This window comes from Zunongwangia pacifica (assembly GCF_023499215.1).
GTDB classification, from domain to species: domain Bacteria; phylum Bacteroidota; class Bacteroidia; order Flavobacteriales; family Flavobacteriaceae; genus Zunongwangia; species Zunongwangia pacifica.
In genome coordinates this window covers 14,877-34,297 of sequence record NZ_JAKHSK010000023.1, presented here as the reverse complement: position 1 = coordinate 34,297, position 19,421 = coordinate 14,877, and the positions used below count along the sequence as shown (strand labels likewise).

General features: G+C 37.0%; 12 protein-coding genes, 2 tRNA genes and 1 pseudogene. 7 read left to right on the top strand and 8 right to left on the bottom strand.

Annotation, left to right across the window (positions count from 1 at the left end; translation table 11 throughout):
• Positions 1–314 precede the first annotated feature (314 nt).
• From L1967_RS14960 to L1967_RS14945, 4 genes are all read right to left on the bottom strand, one after another.
• Positions 315–400 (bottom strand) — tRNA-Leu (locus L1967_RS14960).
• A gap of 18 nt (positions 401–418) precedes the next feature.
• Positions 419–491, bottom strand: a tRNA-Gly gene (locus L1967_RS14955).
• A gap of 90 nt (positions 492–581) precedes the next feature.
• Complete coding sequence (gene mutS / locus L1967_RS14950; protein ID WP_249602343.1) at positions 582–3,182, bottom strand: DNA mismatch repair protein MutS; 2,601 nt, start codon at positions 3,180–3,182, stop codon at positions 582–584.
• A 602-nt stretch (positions 3,183–3,784) separates the two neighbouring features.
• Entirely contained in the window at positions 3,785–5,056 is a 1,272-nt protein-coding gene (locus L1967_RS14945) for a gliding motility protein GldB-related protein (RefSeq protein WP_249602310.1), read from the bottom strand.
• A gap of 483 nt (positions 5,057–5,539) precedes the next feature.
• Between L1967_RS14945 and L1967_RS22300 the strand changes: the two genes are divergently transcribed.
• Positions 5,540–5,665 (top strand): hypothetical protein, encoded by a 126-nt coding sequence (locus tag L1967_RS22300; RefSeq protein WP_262917452.1) that lies wholly within the window; start codon positions 5,540–5,542, stop codon positions 5,663–5,665.
• A 257-nt stretch (positions 5,666–5,922) separates the two neighbouring features.
• Here the strand turns inward: L1967_RS22300 and L1967_RS14940 are convergent, their stop codons facing one another.
• The 3 genes from L1967_RS14940 to L1967_RS14930 all read right to left on the bottom strand — a co-directional run bounded on the left by L1967_RS14940 (position 5,923) and on the right by L1967_RS14930 (position 10,301).
• The gene (locus L1967_RS14940; protein ID WP_249602309.1) at positions 5,923–7,173 is read right to left on the bottom strand and encodes an ATP-binding cassette domain-containing protein; all 1,251 of its coding nucleotides are present in this window, start codon (positions 7,171–7,173) and stop codon (positions 5,923–5,925) included.
• Between the two features lie 3 nt (positions 7,174–7,176).
• Positions 7,177–8,088: an alpha/beta hydrolase gene (locus L1967_RS14935; protein WP_249602308.1), complete on the bottom strand. Its 912-nt coding sequence runs from the start codon at positions 8,086–8,088 to the stop codon at positions 7,177–7,179.
• 383 nt (positions 8,089–8,471) lie between these two features.
• Positions 8,472–10,301 (bottom strand): ABC transporter ATP-binding protein, encoded by a 1,830-nt coding sequence (locus tag L1967_RS14930; protein ID WP_249602307.1) that lies wholly within the window; start codon positions 10,299–10,301, stop codon positions 8,472–8,474.
• A 224-nt stretch (positions 10,302–10,525) separates the two neighbouring features.
• Here L1967_RS14930 and L1967_RS14925 point away from each other — a divergent pair, with 224 nt between their 5' ends.
• Together L1967_RS14925 and L1967_RS22495 are read left to right on the top strand one after the other, a co-directional pair.
• On the top strand, positions 10,526–10,780 hold the full coding sequence (locus L1967_RS14925) for a DUF6364 family protein (protein WP_249602306.1): 255 nt from the start codon (positions 10,526–10,528) through the stop codon (positions 10,778–10,780).
• Positions 10,781–11,203 (top strand): annotated as a pseudogene (locus tag L1967_RS22495) (type II toxin-antitoxin system VapC family toxin).
• Positions 11,204–11,382: 179 nt separating this feature from the next.
• Here the strand turns inward: L1967_RS22495 and typA are convergent.
• On the bottom strand, positions 11,383–13,185 hold the full coding sequence (typA, locus tag L1967_RS14910; RefSeq protein ID WP_249602303.1) for a translational GTPase TypA: 1,803 nt from the start codon (positions 13,183–13,185) through the stop codon (positions 11,383–11,385).
• 410 nt (positions 13,186–13,595) lie between these two features.
• Between typA and kdsA the strand changes: the two genes are divergently transcribed.
• From kdsA to L1967_RS14890, 4 genes are all read left to right on the top strand, one after another.
• Positions 13,596–14,414 carry a 3-deoxy-8-phosphooctulonate synthase gene (kdsA, locus tag L1967_RS14905; RefSeq protein WP_249602302.1) on the top strand — a complete coding sequence of 273 codons (819 nt, stop codon included), beginning with the start codon at positions 13,596–13,598 and terminating at the stop codon, positions 14,412–14,414.
• Between the two features lie 363 nt (positions 14,415–14,777).
• The gene (locus L1967_RS14900) at positions 14,778–16,691 is read left to right on the top strand and encodes a TlpA disulfide reductase family protein (RefSeq protein WP_249602301.1); all 1,914 of its coding nucleotides are present in this window, start codon (positions 14,778–14,780) and stop codon (positions 16,689–16,691) included.
• A gap of 175 nt (positions 16,692–16,866) precedes the next feature.
• On the top strand, positions 16,867–18,030 hold the full coding sequence (locus L1967_RS14895) for a hypothetical protein (RefSeq protein ID WP_249602300.1): 1,164 nt from the start codon (positions 16,867–16,869) through the stop codon (positions 18,028–18,030).
• Between the two features lie 225 nt (positions 18,031–18,255).
• A complete protein-coding gene (locus tag L1967_RS14890; protein WP_249602299.1) occupies positions 18,256–19,416 on the top strand; it encodes a hypothetical protein in 1,161 nt (386 codons plus the stop codon).
• Positions 19,417–19,421 lie beyond the last annotated feature (5 nt).

Sequence of the window (19,421 nt, the reverse complement as noted above, 5' to 3'; positions counted from 1 at the left end):
TCATATTACCGTATGCATGTAGATGTAAATCCTACTTATCTTAAAAAAGTCCGGTATAGGATTGAGATATCTAAACTTCTTTGCAAAATAATCATCTCACAATCCAATTACTCATAAAAATAATCAATTAAAAATCTTAAAGAAACGGTATTGGTAAAAAATTCTTTTAATCAATGTAAAATATAATTCATCCAGAATCCGTCATCTCATCTTTTATAATGAAAAAATTGCAGAATTACTGGATACTATTTTGCCTCATATTTATCACTTAAAACAAAAAACCCTCTAAATCAAAAAGATAAAGAGGGTTTTTGTACTCGGAGCGGGACTTGAACCCGCACGAACGTTGCTGTTCATTGGATTTTAAGTCCAACGTGTCTACCAATTCCACCATCCGAGCATAATATTATATATACTGAGCGAAAAACGGGATTCGAACCCGCGACCTCCACCTTGGCAAGGTGGCGCTCTACCAACTGAGCTATTTTCGCGTATTTAAAAGAACTTTCGGTTTTACCGATGCGCAATTGTTTATTGCGGATGCAAATTTAGCACATTTCTTAAAACGACAAAGCTTTTTTTTAATTTTTTACGTTTTCGGCCTTCTTTTTTTGTTTTACCGAGAGCATTCGCTTAATTTCATTTAGCTTCATTAACGCCTCTACCGGCGTAAGTGTATCAATATCAATACTTACCAGTTCATCACGTAAATCTTCCAGCAAAGGGTCGTCCAGATTAAAAAAACTAAGCTGCATCTCTTCTTCGGCAGATTTTTTTAAAACCTCGCTGCTTTCTTCCATATTATGGCTTTGCTCCAGCTTTTTTAAGATCTTATTGGCCCTATGTAAAACCTGTTGTGGCATCCCCGCCATTTTCGCTACATGAATCCCAAAACTATGTTCGCTACCCCCGGGAACCAGCTTCCGCAGAAAAAGCACATTATCCTCTAATTCCTTTACAGAGACATTATAATTCTTAATGCGGCTAAAGGTATCACACATTTCATTTAACTCGTGATAATGCGTCGCAAATAGCGTTTTTGGGCGTGATGGATGTTCGTGCAGATACTCACTAATCGCCCAGGCAATCGAAATCCCGTCATACGTACTCGTCCCACGACCAATTTCATCTAAAAGCACTAAACTCCGTTCAGAAATATTATTCAGAATATTGGCAGTTTCGTTCATTTCTACCATAAATGTCGATTCGCCCATCGAGATATTATCACTCGCACCAACCCTGGTAAAAATCTTATCTACCAAACCGATATTAGCCGATTTTGCCGGCACAAAACTTCCCATTTGGGCCATAAGTACAATCAGTGCGGTTTGGCGCAAAATAGCCGACTTACCACTCATATTTGGCCCGGTAATCATAATCACCTGCTGCTCCTCGCGATCTAAGAAAACGCTGTTGGTCACATACGATTCACCAATTGGCAATTGCTTTTCGATCACCGGATGGCGGCCATCTTCAATTTGCAACTCGAAGCCCTCCTCTATTTCAGGTTTACAGTATTGCTCGATATTAGCCTGCTGCGCAAACGAACATAAACAGTCTAACTGCGCGATCAACTGCGCGTTTTGCTGTACTGGCTGAATATAATCGTTCATCCAAAGCACCAATTTCGAAAATAAGTCCTGTTCTAATTGCAGGATTTTCTCTTCGGCACCTAAAATTTTAGCCTCGTATTCTTTTAATTCTTCGGTAATATAACGTTCCGCATTTACCAGCGTCTGCTTTCTTACCCACTCGGCCGGCACTTTATCTTTATGCGTGTTTCGCACTTCGATATAATAGCCGTACACATTGTTATTTCCAATCTTCAGCGAAGTAATTCCTGTAGCCGCACTTTCACGCTCCAGCATATTATCCAGGTAGTCTTTTCCTGAAAACGCAATCGCCCGAAGTTCATCCAGTTCTTTATGAAAACCTTTAGCGATTACATTTCCTTTTTGAACCAATACCGGCGCTTCCTCGTTAATGCTTTCTTTTATTTTAGACCGAAGCAACTCACAGGCATGCAAATTATCCCCAATCACTTTTAAAGCTTCGTTCTCGCAGGCCAAAGCGGTTTCCTTCACCGGAAGTATGGCTTCTAAAGAATTTTTAAGCTGAATGACTTCTCTTGGCGAAACTTTACCGGTCGCTACTTTTGAAATTAAGCGTTCCAGATCGCTCATTTCCTTAATTTGCTCCTGTACCTTATATAAAATCTCGGGATGCGCTAAAAGATAGCCAACAACCTCGTGGCGCTTCTTTATTTTTTCTGAATTTTTTAATGGAAGCGCCAACCAGCGTTTTAGCAATCGCCCGCCCATAGGCGAAATTGTCTTATCGATCACGTCTAAAAGCGTTACCGCATTAGCAGCCGTACTGTGATACAGTTCCAAATTCCTGATGGTAAAGCGATCCATCCAGACATATTCTTCTTCGGCAATCCTGCTAATCGCCGTGATATGTTGTAATTTATTATGCTGCGTTTCGGCCAGATAATGCAATATGGCTCCTGAAGCGATAACTCCTTCCTCTAAATGCGAAACGCCAAATCCTTTTAAAGAAACGGTATTAAAATGCCCATTTAAGGTTTCACTGGCAAAATCGTTTTTAAACACCCAGTCTTCCAGATAGAAAACATGGTAATCTTCGCCAAAATCTGACGCAAAATTCTTTTTATATTTCTTCTGAATTAAAACCTCACTGGGATTAAAATTCTGAAGCAACTTATCGATATACTCCTGAGTGCCCTGAGCGGTTAAAAATTCGCCCGTGGAAACATCCAAAAAGGAGATCCCAAGATTTCTTTTTCCGTAGTGAATCGCGCAAAGAAAATTATTCGACTTACTGTTTAACACCTCATCACTTAGCGCCACACCCGGAGTTACCAGTTCGGTTACCCCACGCTTCACGATCTTCTTCGTCATTTTTGGATCTTCTAGCTGATCGCAAATCGCTACACGTTGCCCGGCCTTTACCAGTTTTGGCAAATACGTATTAAGAGAATGATGTGGAAAACCAGCAAGCTCACTCCTCTCGCCCCCGTTATTCCTGTTGGTAAGTACAATGTTTAAAATTCGGGCAGCCACCACGGCATCTGCCCCAAAAGTTTCATAAAAATCCCCTACTCTAAACAATAACATTGCATCGGGATATTTAGCTTTAATCGCTAAATACTGCTTCATTAAAGGGGTCACTTTTGCTTCTTTTTTTGCTGCCAAACCAGGAGAATTTTAGAAACGCTAAAATACAGAAACCTCCTTGCTAATCGATAAACTAAGGCCTCCTTTTTATTCACAAGTTTTTTACAGTTAGATGTAGTGAGTAGTGAGTAGTGAGTAGTGAGTAGTGAGTAGTGAGTAGTGAGTAGTGAGTAGTGAGTAGTGAGTAGTGAGTAAGATTTGGATTCTTAGCTGAATTACAAACCTGAACAAGAATTTTATCAAATGCCTGTTAATTTAGGGCACTTTACTTCTTCATATTAAACATGATTGTCGGCAGCCAGGCTCGAAATGAAAAAGCACGGTTTTTTTGCTTTCACTTCTTCTATTGAAATCTAATCATTATTTCACTTAAATCTACCAATCACAAATATTAGGATGACATACATTGAAGTCATTTCGACCCTGCCTCGCCGGTAGGCAGGTGAAGCGCAGCGCAATGGAGAAATCTCTTTCAGGATTTAAATTCAAAATAATGCCTTGATTCCTTATTCCCACGTCTTGCTTCTATTATCAATCCTCTCACATCTCTACTCCTTCTCCTGCCAAACACATTTCAGATAACATCAAAGTTGCTGTAATTTCTGCTCCCATTTGCTATCGGCTAAAAACTTCCGATAATCCTGAATAGTGAGCATATCCTGGATCGCCTGCTTTTTATCTTCTGCATTTTCGTAATACGATTTACAGATTTCATAACCAATCCAATACCCTAAATCTGGATAACTATCTTTTGAAGCTTTGCCATAATTAGCAATCCAATTGCTATAGCGATCGTAATACATATCTTTTTTAAAGTCGGTCCAAATTTGTTTTTCTTTTCCTTTCGCCCAATCAAATATTTTTCTGTTTGCAGTTTCCCCGCTAATCAATTCACCTATAAAATCGGCCATACCTTCACTTATAGCGTAACCAAGGGTAATAGTATCATTTTTAAGACCATCCTGCTGAAAATGGATTAATTCATGAGAAACGATATACGGAATATTTTCTGATTGATTCATCAATAATTTATCGCCAAAATCCAGTTCCTCTGTATTCACATCTTCTCCATCACTCATCTGATTTATTCCAATAAGCAAACCGGATGATGAAACCGTTCCGCCACTAGTGAATGCCCCCATCACAAAATAAACATCCGGAAATTTAGCCGAGGGATAAATCTCCTTAAGTTTCTTAAAACTTTTTTGGATATCCTTTTTATACTCCGATACTTTAAGCGTATTTTCTCTTATGGTTTTATAAAGTTTAGGATGGCTCTCAATATGCTTTATAAAATAATCTTTAGATTTTACTTTTAACCCCATATAATCCTCCATGCCGGGACTAGCTTTTTTAAAATAGTATTGGTCATAAATGTTTGCTGCATTATTTGCGCTATCCTGCGCCAAATCATAGGCCTCCCAAAAATTATAAACGTCCTGTGTGACGATATTTGCCAATTCAGGGGCAGTATTAATCGTATTTGTTTCTGAAAATTCATCAATCAATTTTTCCCATCTTTGATCTTGATGTAAAATCTCTAAATCTGAATCTGACAAAACATGAGATTTATCTGCTAAACCATAATCAATTGCTTTTTCTAACATCACAAAAGCACTATCTACTTTTTCCTGTAAAGCGAGACAGCACGCAGCATTATAGGCGGCACTCTTTTTTTGGCCTTTGAAATCGGCAAATTCAATAAATTGAATATAATTTTTAGCTGCTGAAGCATAATGCTTTGATTGGTAGTTTTTATCTGCTTCTTTTTTAATCCTGAAGGCATCTATTTTTTCTTGAGCGTTTAATTGATGAATTGAAATTAAAACAACTAAAAGCAGTACTATTTTCTTCATAAGGTGATTTTTCCATAAAGACGGGAATAAGCCCCATATGTTACAATTGAAAAACTAAATTTTTATAAAATACAGCAATCAGTGAGCGCAATGGAGAAATCTATTACGGTAAGCAAAAAAAGATTTCTCGACTTCACTTCGTTATGCCTGCCTGCCGGAAAGGCAGGCTCGAAATGACGAAGCCCGTTTTTTTGCTTTACCTTATTCTATTGAAATCTATTCTTTATTTCACAAAATCTACCATCCACAAACATAAGATGGCACACATTAAAGTCATTTCGACTGAAGCGCAGCGCAATGGAGAAATCTCTTACAGTAAGCAAAAAAGATTTCTCGGCTTCACTTCGTTGAACTTAAAATGACGAAGCCCGATTTTATTGCTTTACCTTATTCTATTGAAATCTATTCTTTATTTCACAAAACCTACCATCCACAAACATAGGATGACACACATTAAAGTCATTTCGACTGAAGCGCAGCGCAATGGAGAAATCTCTTACGATAAGCAAAAAAGATTTCTCGACTTCGCTGTTAGAAGATAGAAAAGAGAGTAGACCAGAGAATCAGGAAATAAGAATCAAGAAGCAGGATAAAACTTTTGAACATTGAACTTTTCAACTTTGAACGCAATTGTTATCCCGGGTACTTCGATACAATTTCTTCGAAATCACTCAGTGACCTTACCTCAACAGCGGTTGAATTATTTTTCAGCTGAAAGAATCGCTGCTCTTATAATATAGAAAATAGAGAATAGTCCAGAGAGTCAAGACTCAGGAATCAAGAAACATGACAAAATTTTAAATTTTGAATTCGGAATTTTGAATTAATTTTAGCTGCGCGCTAAAGCCTCACCTGAGAATTGATTATTAATTATTGAATTTTGAAACCACTTTTCCTTCCGATCCATTTTCTGAAGAAATTAATTCATATTCAAAATCGGGATGTAGCCCTTTTTCTTTTCGATGGGACACATACAGAATTGCCGTACTGCTCTCTGCCGCAATTCTATTGATCAGATGGGTAATTTTCAAAGCACTTTTATCATCCAGACCGGTAGAAGGTTCGTCTAAAATCAATAAAGGCGGATGTTTAATCATCGCACGGGCAATTAGTAACATTCGTTTTTCAAGATTTGGTAAATCATTAAACACTTTTTTTGCTTTCTCCTGAAAACCTAAAGTTTCCAGCCATTGTTTTGCTAAGGCTTTTTGCTTATCTGAAGGTTTTTGATATAGCCCGATGCTATCTACCAATCCCGAAATCACCATTTCTTCTACCGTATTTCTACGAATAAAAAGTTCGGTTACCGAAGGCGAAAAATAGCCTATTTTCTTCTTGATATCCCAAACCGATTCCCCGCTGCCTTTTTTCTTTCCGAAGAGCACCAGATCCACTCCGTAAGCTTTTGGGTTATCGCCATAAATCATGCTTAAAATCGTGGTTTTTCCCGATCCGTTTGGTCCCGTTAGTTTCCAGAATTCCCCTTTTTTAATCGTCCAGTTAATCTGGTTTAAAATTGGTCGTTCTTCGTAAAAAACGCTCACGTCGTTAAGTTGCACCAAAACTTCAGGAATATCCTGATATTCTCTAGCTGGCGGCGGAATGGTTTTCACGCTAACGTCTATAGCTGTTTTTTCATTTTCGATAAAATCGGCTTTATTTTTAAAAACCGCCTTCCTGGCTTTATCAAAAACAAGTACCGTATCGATAAAACTCAAAATATCTTCTTCCCTTCTAAAGATTTGCAACAGGGCAAAATCAGATTTCACTTCCGTAAGTCGCTTTTTAAAGCTCGCGACAGATTGCATGTCCAGACAATCAAAAGGGTCGTCTAAAATGAGATATGCCGGTTCTTTTTTCAGTAAATATTCCAACAACGCCTTTCGCTTTTCACCACTGGAAAAGGTACGCAGACTGCGATTTTCAGCTTTAACTAAAACCGAATTTCCGTGTCTTTGATCTTCCTTTATAAAATTTTGCAGTACCGCTTCAGAATGTTCCAGCCCTTTTTTATGCTGAAAATCTTCAAATCCGGGTACCATTTTATCTTTTTTTAGATCAGCTACCAGTCGGGAAACCGATTGATGATCTTTTGCATAAATAGCAATATGTCTCATAGATTAATTTAAATTCCGCAGCCAATCTGTTAAGCGATCGCTCCAACTTTGCAGATAATACATTCCGTTTGCCAGTGAAAATCCGTGACCGCCTGTTGGGTAAATATGCATTTCGGTCTCCACATCATGTTCCTGTAAAGCTTTGTACATTCTAAGGCTATTTTCAACCGGCACCGTATCGTCATCACTAGCATGTAAAATAAAAGTTTTTGGGGTGTTTGCAGTCACCTGCAAATCGTTAGAAAATTGTTTTTCTAATGCTTCGGTTGGATGGTCTCCCAATAAGTTATCGCGAGAACCCTGATGGGTTATTTTGGTATCCATACTAATCACCGGATAGATTAAAATCATAAAATCGGGACGAATTTCTTCGGAATCTGTTTCGTCAATAGCTGAATAAAAAGCTTCCTGAAAATGAGTTCCTAAAGTCGAAGCTAAATGACCCCCGGCTGAAAATCCCATAACGCCCAATTTCTTTTTATCGATATTCCAGGCTGAAGCATTGGCGCGAAGCATCCTAATACCCCGTTGCGCATCCTGAAGCGGTGCTTTAAAATTTTCTTTTACTGAAGCTGAACCTGGTAACCGATATTTTAAAACTCCGGCAGCAATCCCTTTTGAGTTTAGATATTTGGCGATCTCGGTACCTTCCCAATCGTAGGCAAGTCCGGCATAACCACCCCCGGGACAAACCAAAACCGCCTGCCCGTTAGCGGAAGCTTTTGGCGGAATATAAATTTCCAATGTAGGCGTTTGGACTTTTGTAATCCATCTAATATCACCTTTATTGATAACTTCTTTTTCATCAGATTTTTGCTTATTAGGCATTTTACCTTCTGGCCAAAGTGCTAATGTTTTAATTTGTGCTGAAACTGATAAACCAATAAATAAAAAGAGAATACTGAACGTCTTCATGACAAAATTAAGTTTAGTATAAAAGTAATTAATTATCCGGGGATAAGGTGAGAAAACGGAAGTAAGAAGTAAGAATTACGAAGTTAGAAATAGAATTTAGAACATAAAATCCAGAATTAAAAATTTTAAATGTTGAATTTTGAATGTTGAACAAATTTTATTTTCGTCATGCTGAACTTGTTTCAGCATCTTACCCTGAAAGAAGTGAATATTAGAATTAAAGAAACCTGAGCTCTATAGTGCAAAGATTATTGATTTTTGAACGAAATTATTTAATATCAAATGATGAGATCCCGGATCTGAGTCCGGGATGACGTTGCTTGCAATTGCATATTCTAAAAACTTGAACGTTTTCCCCCCTTCGGGGGTTAGGGGGAATTCTATCACTGATACCCCGCTGCCTGAAGATTAAATAATTCGGCATATAATTGATCCTTTTCCATCAATTCTTCGTGCGTACCGATCTCTAAAACCGAACCATCTTTAAGCACCATAATCCGGTCTGCAATTCTCACGGTACTAAAACGGTGGGAAATAATTACTGCTGTTTTTCCTTTGGTTAAATTGATAAAACGATCAAAAGCCTCGGTTTCTGCCCGTGCATCTAATGCTGAAGTTGGCTCGTCTAAGATCAAAACTTCGGCATCTTTCATATATGCCCTGGCTATTGCGATCTTTTGCCACTGCCCGCCAGACAGATCTTTTCCCTGCTTAAAGCGTTTCCCTAATTGCTGATCAAAACCTTTTGGAATATCGGCAATCACCTGATTGGCCAGACTTTTTTCGGCAGCAGCATCTAATTTAAATTGATTGTCGATTTCCCGAATATCACCCATGGCGATATTCTCACGAAGCGTTAATTCAAACTTTACAAAATCCTGAAAAATGACTCCAAAATACTGTTGATATTGGGCTTTATCATATTGCTTTACCGGAATATCTTCCAGTAAAATTTCTCCTTCAGTCGGTTCGTAAAAGCGGAGTAACAATTTGATCAGCGTAGTCTTTCCGGCTCCGTTTTCTCCCACAAAAGCCAGTTTTTCGCCGGCGAGTAATTCAAAATTGATATTACGAACCACCCATTTATCTGATTTTGGATATTTAAAGCCTACATTTTTTAAACGGAATCCTTTTTTAATTTCCCTGGGAAGTGGTAAACCATCAATTACGGCATCCTCGTATTTAAGATCCAAAAACTCAAAGTAATCCTGAAGATACAGCGCGCTTTCGGTTATTGCCGTAAAACGAGTAAAAAATCCCTGCAATTTTGAGCGTAAGCGATTAAATGACCCCGATAAAAACGTAAGATCACCCAAACTAAACACGCCTAAAACCGTCCTGTACACGATGAGTAAATAGGCACCATAGTAGGCTGAAGTTCCAATCACGTTAAACACCGAACCCCAACCGGCTCTTTTTTTCGCCAGTTTTTTATTCGCTACATAATATTGATCTGAAAGTGACTTAAAACGATTCGCAAGATATCCCGAAAGTCCGAATAACTTCACTTCTTTGGCCGTCACATCACTTGCTCCTGCATAGCGCAGATAATCGAGTTCGCGGCGCTCCTGCGTCCAGCTTCTGGCTAAAGAATAACTGGTACCGCTAAATTTTATTTCATTTATAATAGTAGGAACAATTGAGACTACCAACAAAATAATCAACCAGGGTTCAAAAACCACCACACCGGCAAGCAAAGAGATAATCACGATTAGATCTTCGCCCTGCGCAAGAATATTGGACATTAAACCAACCCTTCCGGTAGTTTGTCTACGTGCTCTTTCCAGCTTATCGTAAAATTCAGAATCTTCTAATTGATCTAAATTTAGCTCGGCTGTTTTTTCAATAATTTTTACAGAAGTATCTATCGAATATTGATCGCCCAGTAAAGCATCGGTTAACGAAACTGCCCTGCTCAATAGATCTGATAAAATTGCCAAACCAAATTCTGCAGCAACAAACATCCATAATCGGGAAAGGTCTTTTACTTCGGCATCGATTTGTACCACCACCTCATCGATAATGATCTTCCCTATCCATAGCAAGGCTAAAGGAATGACCGCACTTAAAATTCGGCTGCCGATATTGGTGTAAAACAATAGCGGATTTACTTTCCTGATCTCTTTAAAGAATCGCGGTACAAATTTTAAAGAAGCAAAACTTTCTTTAAGATTGATCTTATTGGATTCTAAGGACTTTTTTGGTTTTGGCAAATGATTTGGTTTTAATACGTTCTTAAAAATGGTCTGATATTTTACAAAAACCTTACTTGTGGCTGTAAATGATATTAAGCAAAATACCTAAATTAAAGACAAAATTATAATTCTTAGGCATCCCGACAGCTATCGGGACGGGGTATTAAACCCTTTGGTGCTGCCAATAAATAAATACGTATAAAAATTCTTTTTATATTGTAGCAAACAAATCTTATTTAGCGATGAATACGAAATTGACACTCTCCATCGAACAAGAGATCGTAAAAAGAGCCAAAAAATACGCAAAAGATAAGAATCGTAGTTTATCTGATATCATTGAAAACTACTTAAAGATCTTAACTAAAGAAGAACAAAAAGAAAAAGCCAACAAGCTTAATCCTATTGTAAAGTCTTTAAAAGGTTCTTTTAAAATGCCTAAAGCTGATATGGATTATAAAGAAGAACTTAGAAAAAGATTAGAAGAAAAATATTCATAAATGGATAAGGTGCTGATTGATACAGATGTCATTTTGGATTTCTTTTATGACCGTGAACCATTTGCTGAATTTGCTACAGACCTCCTAAATCTTTGTGAAGCAAGCCAAATTAAGGGCTATACTACGCCGGTGATAATATGTAATGTTTACTATTTACTTAGAAAAACGGCAAAACATGATATTATAATTGAAAAAATTAAACAGCTATGAAATATTATTGAAGTCATTACAATGGATAAAGAAGTTGTACTTGGAGCGTTAAACTCAAAATTTAAAGATTTTGAAGATGCATTACAAAACTTTTCAGCGGTAGAAAATGGAGAAATCACCATCATACTTACCAGGAATGTAAAGGATTATAAAAAAAGTGAATTGGCTGTTCTTACACCTGAAACTTATTTACAAGGAAAAGCCAATGACTAACAGGACTAGCATTATATCTCATAAATTTCTGCTCACCTCATATAAAAACACATATTGAATTTAACGAAAGCTAAGCGCTGATGGATTAAGCTGTAAACTTTGAACTTTGTGCACTAAAAAATAAAAACCTCACGAGTGAAGCACTGTGAGGTTTTTTATTTCAGTTTAAAAACTATCGATTAGATAATCTTATTTCTTTTTCTGTCGTTTTCAGTCAGATAAATTTTTCTAAGTCGTAAGTGATTTGGAGTTACTTCTACATACTCATCTTTCTGAATATATTCTAAAGCTTCTTCCAAAGAGAACTTAATTGCAGGAACGATCTTCGCTTTTTCATCGGCTCCTGAAGAACGTACGTTAGAAAGTTTTTTGGTTTTAGTGATGTTCACTACCATATCATCCTGGCGTGAGTTTTCACCAATCACCTGACCTTCGTAAATATCTTCTCCCGGATCTACAAAGAACTTCCCACGATCCTGAAGTTTATCGATAGAATAAGGAATTGCGGTTCCTTTCTCCATAGACACTAAAGATCCATTTAAACGCTCTGGAATACCTCCTTTTAATGGCTGATATTCTTTAAAACGGTGCGCCATAATCGCTTCACCGGCAGTAGCCGTTAATAACTGGTTACGTAAACCTATAATCCCACGAGATGGAATAATAAATTCACAAACCATACGATCACCACGCGCTTCCATCGAGAGCATTTCTCCTTTACGAAGGGTTACCATTTCTACCGCTTTACCAGATACATTTTCTGGAAGATCGATGGTTAATTCCTCTACGGGCTCACATTTAACACCATCAATTTCTTTGATGATTACCTGTGGCTGCCCAATTTGTAATTCGTATCCTTCACGACGCATGGTCTCGATAAGTACCGATAAATGCAGTACCCCACGACCAAACACCATAAATTTATCTGCACTATCGGTTTCTTTAACACGAAGTGCCAGGTTTTTCTCTAATTCTTTTGTAAGTCTTTCTTTAATGTGTCTTGAGGTTACAAACTTACCATCTTTACCAAAGAAAGGAGAGTCGTTAATCGTAAACAACATACTCATTGTAGGCTCGTCGATAGCGATCGTTTTTAAAGCCTCAGGGTTTTCAAAATCAGCGATAGTATCTCCAATTTCAAATCCTTCTAATCCTACAACCGCACAAATATCTCCAGCCTCAACTTCTTCTATCTTTCGTCTTCCAAGACCTTCAAAAGTATGAAGTTCTTTAATTCTTGTTTTCTTAATGGTACCGTCTCTTTTAACCAAAGAAACATTCATCCCTTCTTTTAAAACACCACGTTGTAAACGACCAATAGCGATCCTTCCTGTAAACGAAGAGAAATCTAAAGAAGTAATAAGCATTTGTGGCGTTCCTTCTTTATCTACTTTTGGAGAAGGAATATGCTCGATTACCATATCTAATAATGGTTCGATATTTTCAGTCTGGTTTTTCCAGTCTTCACTCATCCAGTTGTTCTTAGCCGAACCATAAACGGTTGGGAAGTCCAACTGCCACTCTTCTGCTCCAAGCTCAAACATCAAGTCGAACACTTTTTCGTGCACCTCATCTGGAGTACAGTTTTCTTTATCCACTTTGTTTATAACTACACAAGGCTTAAGACCAAGATCGATTGCTTTTTGCAGCACAAAACGAGTTTGTGGCATAGGGCCTTCAAAAGCATCTACTAAAAGTAAAACACCATCTGCCATATTTAGCACACGCTCTACCTCTCCACCAAAATCGGCGTGACCAGGAGTATCGATAATGTTAATCTTTGTATCTTTATAAACTACAGATACGTTTTTAGAAGTGATGGTAATACCACGCTCTCTTTCAAGATCGTTATTATCCAAAATAAGATCACCTGTATTCTCGTTTTCTCTAAATAAACGACAATGATACATGATCTTATCAACCAGGGTAGTTTTACCGTGGTCTACGTGCGCAATAATTGCAATATTTTTAATAGCTGCCATAAAAGCCTGTTTTTAAAGGGCGCAAATATACAGCTATTTTTCGCCAAATAAATATTATTGAAAAAAATAATTTAAAAGTAACAATTTGTTTCACAAAGACTTACAAATCACGTTTTGTTTTAAAACCCAAATCAAGATAGAAACCTAAATATAGAAAACCGGTTATACTCTATAAATAAACCATAAAAACAAGCCGTTAAAGTATCCCTAAAATTAAAATATTCTCATTTCACTAATACTTAAATCATAAGAATTCCTGCGGAAAAAGACCAATATTAGCGTCACTTAAAAATGTTGTTTCTGATGCTTGAGTGTATGCTGTGTAATTCATCCAGAAACTAACCGTAAACTAAAAATATGGTTAGCAAATTTGATTGAGTTATCTTTGCAGCTGAATTAATTCTTGAAAAATGAAATTAGAAAATATCCCACAAATACATCATGCCGATTCTGATAACTTTTTTCTTCTTGCCGGTCCTTGTGCCATTGAAGGCGAAGAAATGGCACTACGTATTGCTGAAAAAGTTGTTGAAATTACCGATAAACTGAAAATTCCGTATGTTTTTAAAGGAAGTTTTAAAAAAGCAAACCGATCACGAATCGATAGCTTTACCGGAATTGGTGATGAAAAAGCCTTAAAAATACTTAGAAAAGTTTCTGAGACTTTTAAAGTGCCTACGATTACCGACATTCACGAAATTAGCGACGCCCAACTAGCTGCTGAATATGTTGATATTCTACAAATTCCGGCTTTTTTAGTGAGGCAGACCGATCTTGTAGTTGCTGCCGCTGAAACCGGAAAAACCGTAAACCTAAAGAAAGGACAGTTTATGAGTCCCGAATCTATGAAACATGCGGTAACTAAGGTAACCGATTGTAATAACGAGCAGGTGATGGTGACCGATCGTGGTACCATGTTTGGTTATAAAGATATGATTGTCGATTTTAGGGGAATACCTACCATGCGAGAATTTGCTCCTACCGTTTTAGATGTAACCCATAGCTTACAACAGCCCAACCAAAGCAGTGGTGTAACCGGTGGCCGACCCGATATGATTGAAACTATTGCCCGTGCAGGAGTGGTAAATAATGTAGATGGACTATTTATAGAAACTCATTTTGATCCTGCTAATGCTAAAAGTGATGGTGCCAATATGCTCGATCTAAAATATTTAGAGCAATTAATGACCAATCTCGTGGCAATAAGACAAACCATTAATTCTTTCTAAGTAAAGTACCTCGGGGCAAGCCCACAAGGCATTCGTTGAAAACAAATTTTTAATTTCGAGGCAAGCCTCGGGGTATTATACCCTTTGGCGGTGCCAATAAAAATCTATTTTTTACTCGATAATAGAGATAAAATACCCCAAGGTTACCCCCTGGATGGTTTACTGAAAAGGCTCTACAATCAACTTCAGATTATAGAGCCTTTTAGTTTTTGATAATTTAAGGCTACATTTTTAAACTTTATTCATTTAAGAATGTTTATTTTATTTAAAACCCACGCCAAATGTTAAATCAATGCTTAAACAAAAAACTTTAACTCTTTTTAACTAATTTCATACACACTACATAAAAACATCGATCGAAATATGAAAAAAATAGTATTACCCACATTAGCTTTATTGACAGCTTTAGTTTCTTGCGAAACCGAACCTAAGGACAATGGAAAAGACATAGGAGCATTACATATTGATAAAGAATTCCCAAAACCAGGGGATGAAATTAAAATTACCTATACTTCAGAAGATAGTATTCCCTCCAATGAAGATGAAAAAGTAAAAGGTATTATCAACTTCATTACGGGGAACGGCATATATCCAGAAGATATTAAACTTAAAGATTCGGCGATGATGTATATGTCCAGCATCAAAATTCCGGATTCTGTCACTGCGATTTCTTTTCAGTTTAAACAATATAATATAGACGATAATAACGGAAAAGCAGGCTATGTACTTCCGCTTTACGATGAAGAAGGAAATGCGATTACCGGAAGTGCTGCACAAATTGCCAATCTTTACAGCCAGGGTGATCGTTACGGGAACATAGAGCTTCCCAAAGATTCTATCATTTCTAAATTTGAGAGCGATTTTAAAAAGGATGCTTCTTTAGAAGGAAAATGGAGCAGTAATTACGTTAACCTTATCAAATCTGATAAAGAAAAAGCCACTGCTTTCGTCGAAAAGCAAATGACAGCTGCAAATGATTCTTTAAGCGAAGAAGATTATATGAGTTTGTATCGTATCAATGCGATTGTTGAAAATAAAAAAGCGGCTGATTCTTTAAGAAGTTTAATCCCTGAAAAGTTTCCACAAGGTTCTTTAGCTGTTTCAAGCTATTACCAAAAAATGTATCAGGCAAAAGGTGCCGAGGCTAAGGAAAAAGTTTTTCAGGATTATGAAGATAAGGTTGGTAAGGACAATATGTATAGAAATTATATGCTATCCATGCTAGCCAGTGAGCTTGCAGCCGAAGGTGATATCGATAAAGCAGAGGAATATGCTTCTAAAATTTCTGAACAGGGAAAAGTAGCTTCAGCATATAACAGCATCGCCTGGAAATTAGCTGAAGAAGGTAAAGATCTTGATAAGGCACAGAAGATTTCTAAAAAATCTCTTGACATTCTTGATAATATTGACCTGAAAGAAGAAAAGCCAGATTATAATACTGTAAGCCAGTATAAAAACAATATCGATTACATGAAGGCAATGTATCAGGATACTTATGCCACGATCATGTATAAAAAAGGAGACCTGAAAGAAGCGATAAAATATCAGGAAATGGCGGCAAGCTCTAAACTTGCCGAAGCCGATCTTACTGAAAAATACATTCAATATTTAGTGGAAGATGAGCAATATGAAACTGCAAAAGAAAAAGCGGCCAATTTTATTGCTGAAAATAAAGGTTCACAAAAACTAAACGAATATTACAAAGAAGCGTACACTGCCATTGGTGATGCTGAAGGATTTGAAAAAGAATTAGCAATGCTTGAAGAAAAAGGGCATCAAAAAGCAAAAAACGATATCAAAAAAATGATGATCGATGAAGATGCCAGCCAGTTTACTTTAAAAGATCTTGATGGCAACGAAGTTAGTTTAGAAGAATTAAAAGGAAAAACCGTAATTCTTGATTTTTGGGCGACCTGGTGCGGCCCATGTAAAATGTCGTTCCCTGGAATGCAAAAAGCCGTGGTTGCACATAAAGACGATCCAAATGTAGCATTCTTATTTATCGATACCTGGGAAAGCCAGGAACCAGAGGTACGTATGAAAGAGGTTACCGAGTTTATCGATGCTAATGATTATGATTTCCAAGTGTTAATGGATGAGAAAGTTGAAGATAGCAACGCCTTTAAAGTGGTAGAAGATTATGGCGTTTCAGGAATCCCTACAAAATTTGTTTTAGGACCTGATGGCCGAATTAAATTTAAATCGGTAGGTTGGAACGGTAACACCGATAAATTAGCCGAAGAACTTGCGATCATGATCCAACTCACGCAATCTTAACACTTCCCTTAGCTTGTAGTCTAATTCTGTTTTTTGTTTATAATTTTTTATTTAAGCCTTCTATTTTCATAGAAGGCTTTTTTAGTCCCCAAAAACTAATAAATTATTAAAATTTGAGTCTTTTAAGCTAATTCATAATTATTCATAGTAACTTAACTTAAACAAAAAGCATCCTATGAATAAACAATTACTAAAAAATTACTTTTCTCTACTGCTACTTTTAGGCATTTTTCTACCTTATCACAACTTTGCTCAGGAAAAGGATGGGGAAGATAACCCCAAACCAAAATTAACCATCGGGGGAGCTTTGCGTTTTAATTACAACCTGTCTTCCTGGAAGCCAGAAATGCAGGAAAGAGGCGGTGATTTTGGTTTTGATGTTTTTAGACTTGCTGTAAACGGTTCTTATAAAAATTTATATATCAATGCCGAATACCGTCTTTATTCCGAAGCTTTTGGGGGCGGATTTTTAAAACAGGGATGGTTAGGGTATAAACTTGATGACAAGCGTGAAGTCCAAATGGGTTTGGTACAGGTTCCTTTTGGAATAGAACGTTACAATTCGCATAACTGGTTTCTTAACCTCCCCTATTATGTTGGCTTAGAAGACGACTATGATATGGGGATACGCTATTCTTATAAAGGAGATATGTTTGAATATCATGCCGCATTCTTTAAAAACGCTGAAGAACTTACATTTGGTAATAATTCTCCCGCATCGACGCACCGGTATTCCTATGACGTTGTTGGCAACAACAAAGAAGTAAATCAAATAAACGGAAAAATTTTATACAAACCCAATTTAGATGCCATGCACAAAGTAGGATTATCTGCCCAATATGGCGGTTTGTATAATATCGAAACTACAAAAACCGGAAATCGATATGCGCTGGCCGTTCATTACGAATACAAATCTGACGATTGGTTTATAAAAGCACAAGCCACTAAAGCCGAATTTAACCCTAAAAATGCACCGGGAATTACACGGAATATTATAGAAATGGGTGCTTATGGCACTCCCTACGAAGTCGCAACAAATTTCGAGATCTACAATTTTGGTACTGCTCACCTCTTCTATATAAATAAAGATTTTGTAGAAAAAATCGAAATCTATAATGACTTTGGTTATATGCACAAACGTATTGATGGTTTTGGTGATTCTTACATGAATGTTTTAGGGGTCTTAATTAATTCGGGGCCTGTGAGTACCTATATCGATTATGCGGCAGGATATAACCATTCCTGGTTAGGTGGTGATTTTGATAACGAATTTTCTACCGGTGACCCAGATCCCAAATGGGAAGCAAGATTCAATATTAATATTGGATATTATTTCTAAACTATTGGTAAACTACCTCGGGACAATGAGACATTTGTTCGGAATTCATTTTTATTTCGAGGCATCCCGCGATACCAATAGCTATTGGGACCGTAGCATTTAAAATCGATTATCGAATAAAAAGCAATTTTATAAAATCCTCACAAAGATGGTTTAAGGCTTTATTAATTTTTAGGATTTGGAGATCGATTTTTATTGTTTCGCACAGCGCATAAAAAAATCTGGATGGAAAAAACTTTACTGCTTCAATTTTATAGACTAATTCTAGGCACCGCTTTTCTTATTTTCTCATTTCCAATTTTGGCCCAAGAAACAAAGGATTCAGAGAAACCAAAGCTAAAATTAGGTGGCGCCCTTAGATTTAATTACAATTTATCAAGTTGGAAAGAAGGCCAGAAAGATCGTGGTGGTGATTTTGGATACGATATGTTTAGGATTAATGCGGAAGGATCGTATAAAAGTGTGTTTATAAATGCCGAATATCGATTGTATTCTGAAGCCTTTGGTGGCGGCTTCTTAAAACAAGGTTGGATAGGTTATAAATTTAATCAAGAAGATCAAATTCATATTGGTTTAACACAGATCCCTTTTGGACTTCAGCAGTATAACTCCCACAATTGGTTCTTCAACCTTACGTATTATATGGGTTTAGAAGATGATCACGATATGGGAATAAAGTACATCCACGATTCAGATAGAATCCAATATCAATTGGCTTTCTTTAAAAATGCTGAAGAATTGCAATTTGGTAGCACTACTGAAGTTGACCCTTCCCGATATTCTTACGACATCGCTGGTCGCAATAAGGAAATTAACCAATTTAACGGAAAGTTTATTTACAAACTGGGTAAAGATAGACAACATCAATTAGGAACATCAGTACAATACGGTGGTATTTATAATCTGGATACCAAAGAAACCGGGAACCATCATGGTTTTGCCCTTCACTATGAATTTTTGGGTGAAAAATGGAACGTAAAAGCTCAGGGAATGATCATAGATCATAATCTTAAAACACCCGATACCATTAGTGATAAGGTACTTCAATTTGGAGCTTACGGCGCGACCTACGAAGTTGCTGCTAAATTCAATCTTTACTCTTTAGCCATTAGCCGAAGGGTTCCTGTTGAAATAGGCCCAATATCAAATTTAGAATTCTATAATGATTTTGGCTTTATGGATAAAGCAGAAGATGACTTTGAGGACTCTTATATGAATGTTACTGGTGTGTTGATCACTTCCGGAAACGTGTATACCTATATAGACTACGCGGCCGGATATAATCACTCCTGGCTTGGCGGTAATTTTGTAGACGATTTCTCTAAGGGAAACCCAGATGCAAAATGGGAGGCCCGCTTTAATATAAACATAGGATATTATTTTTAACCCAC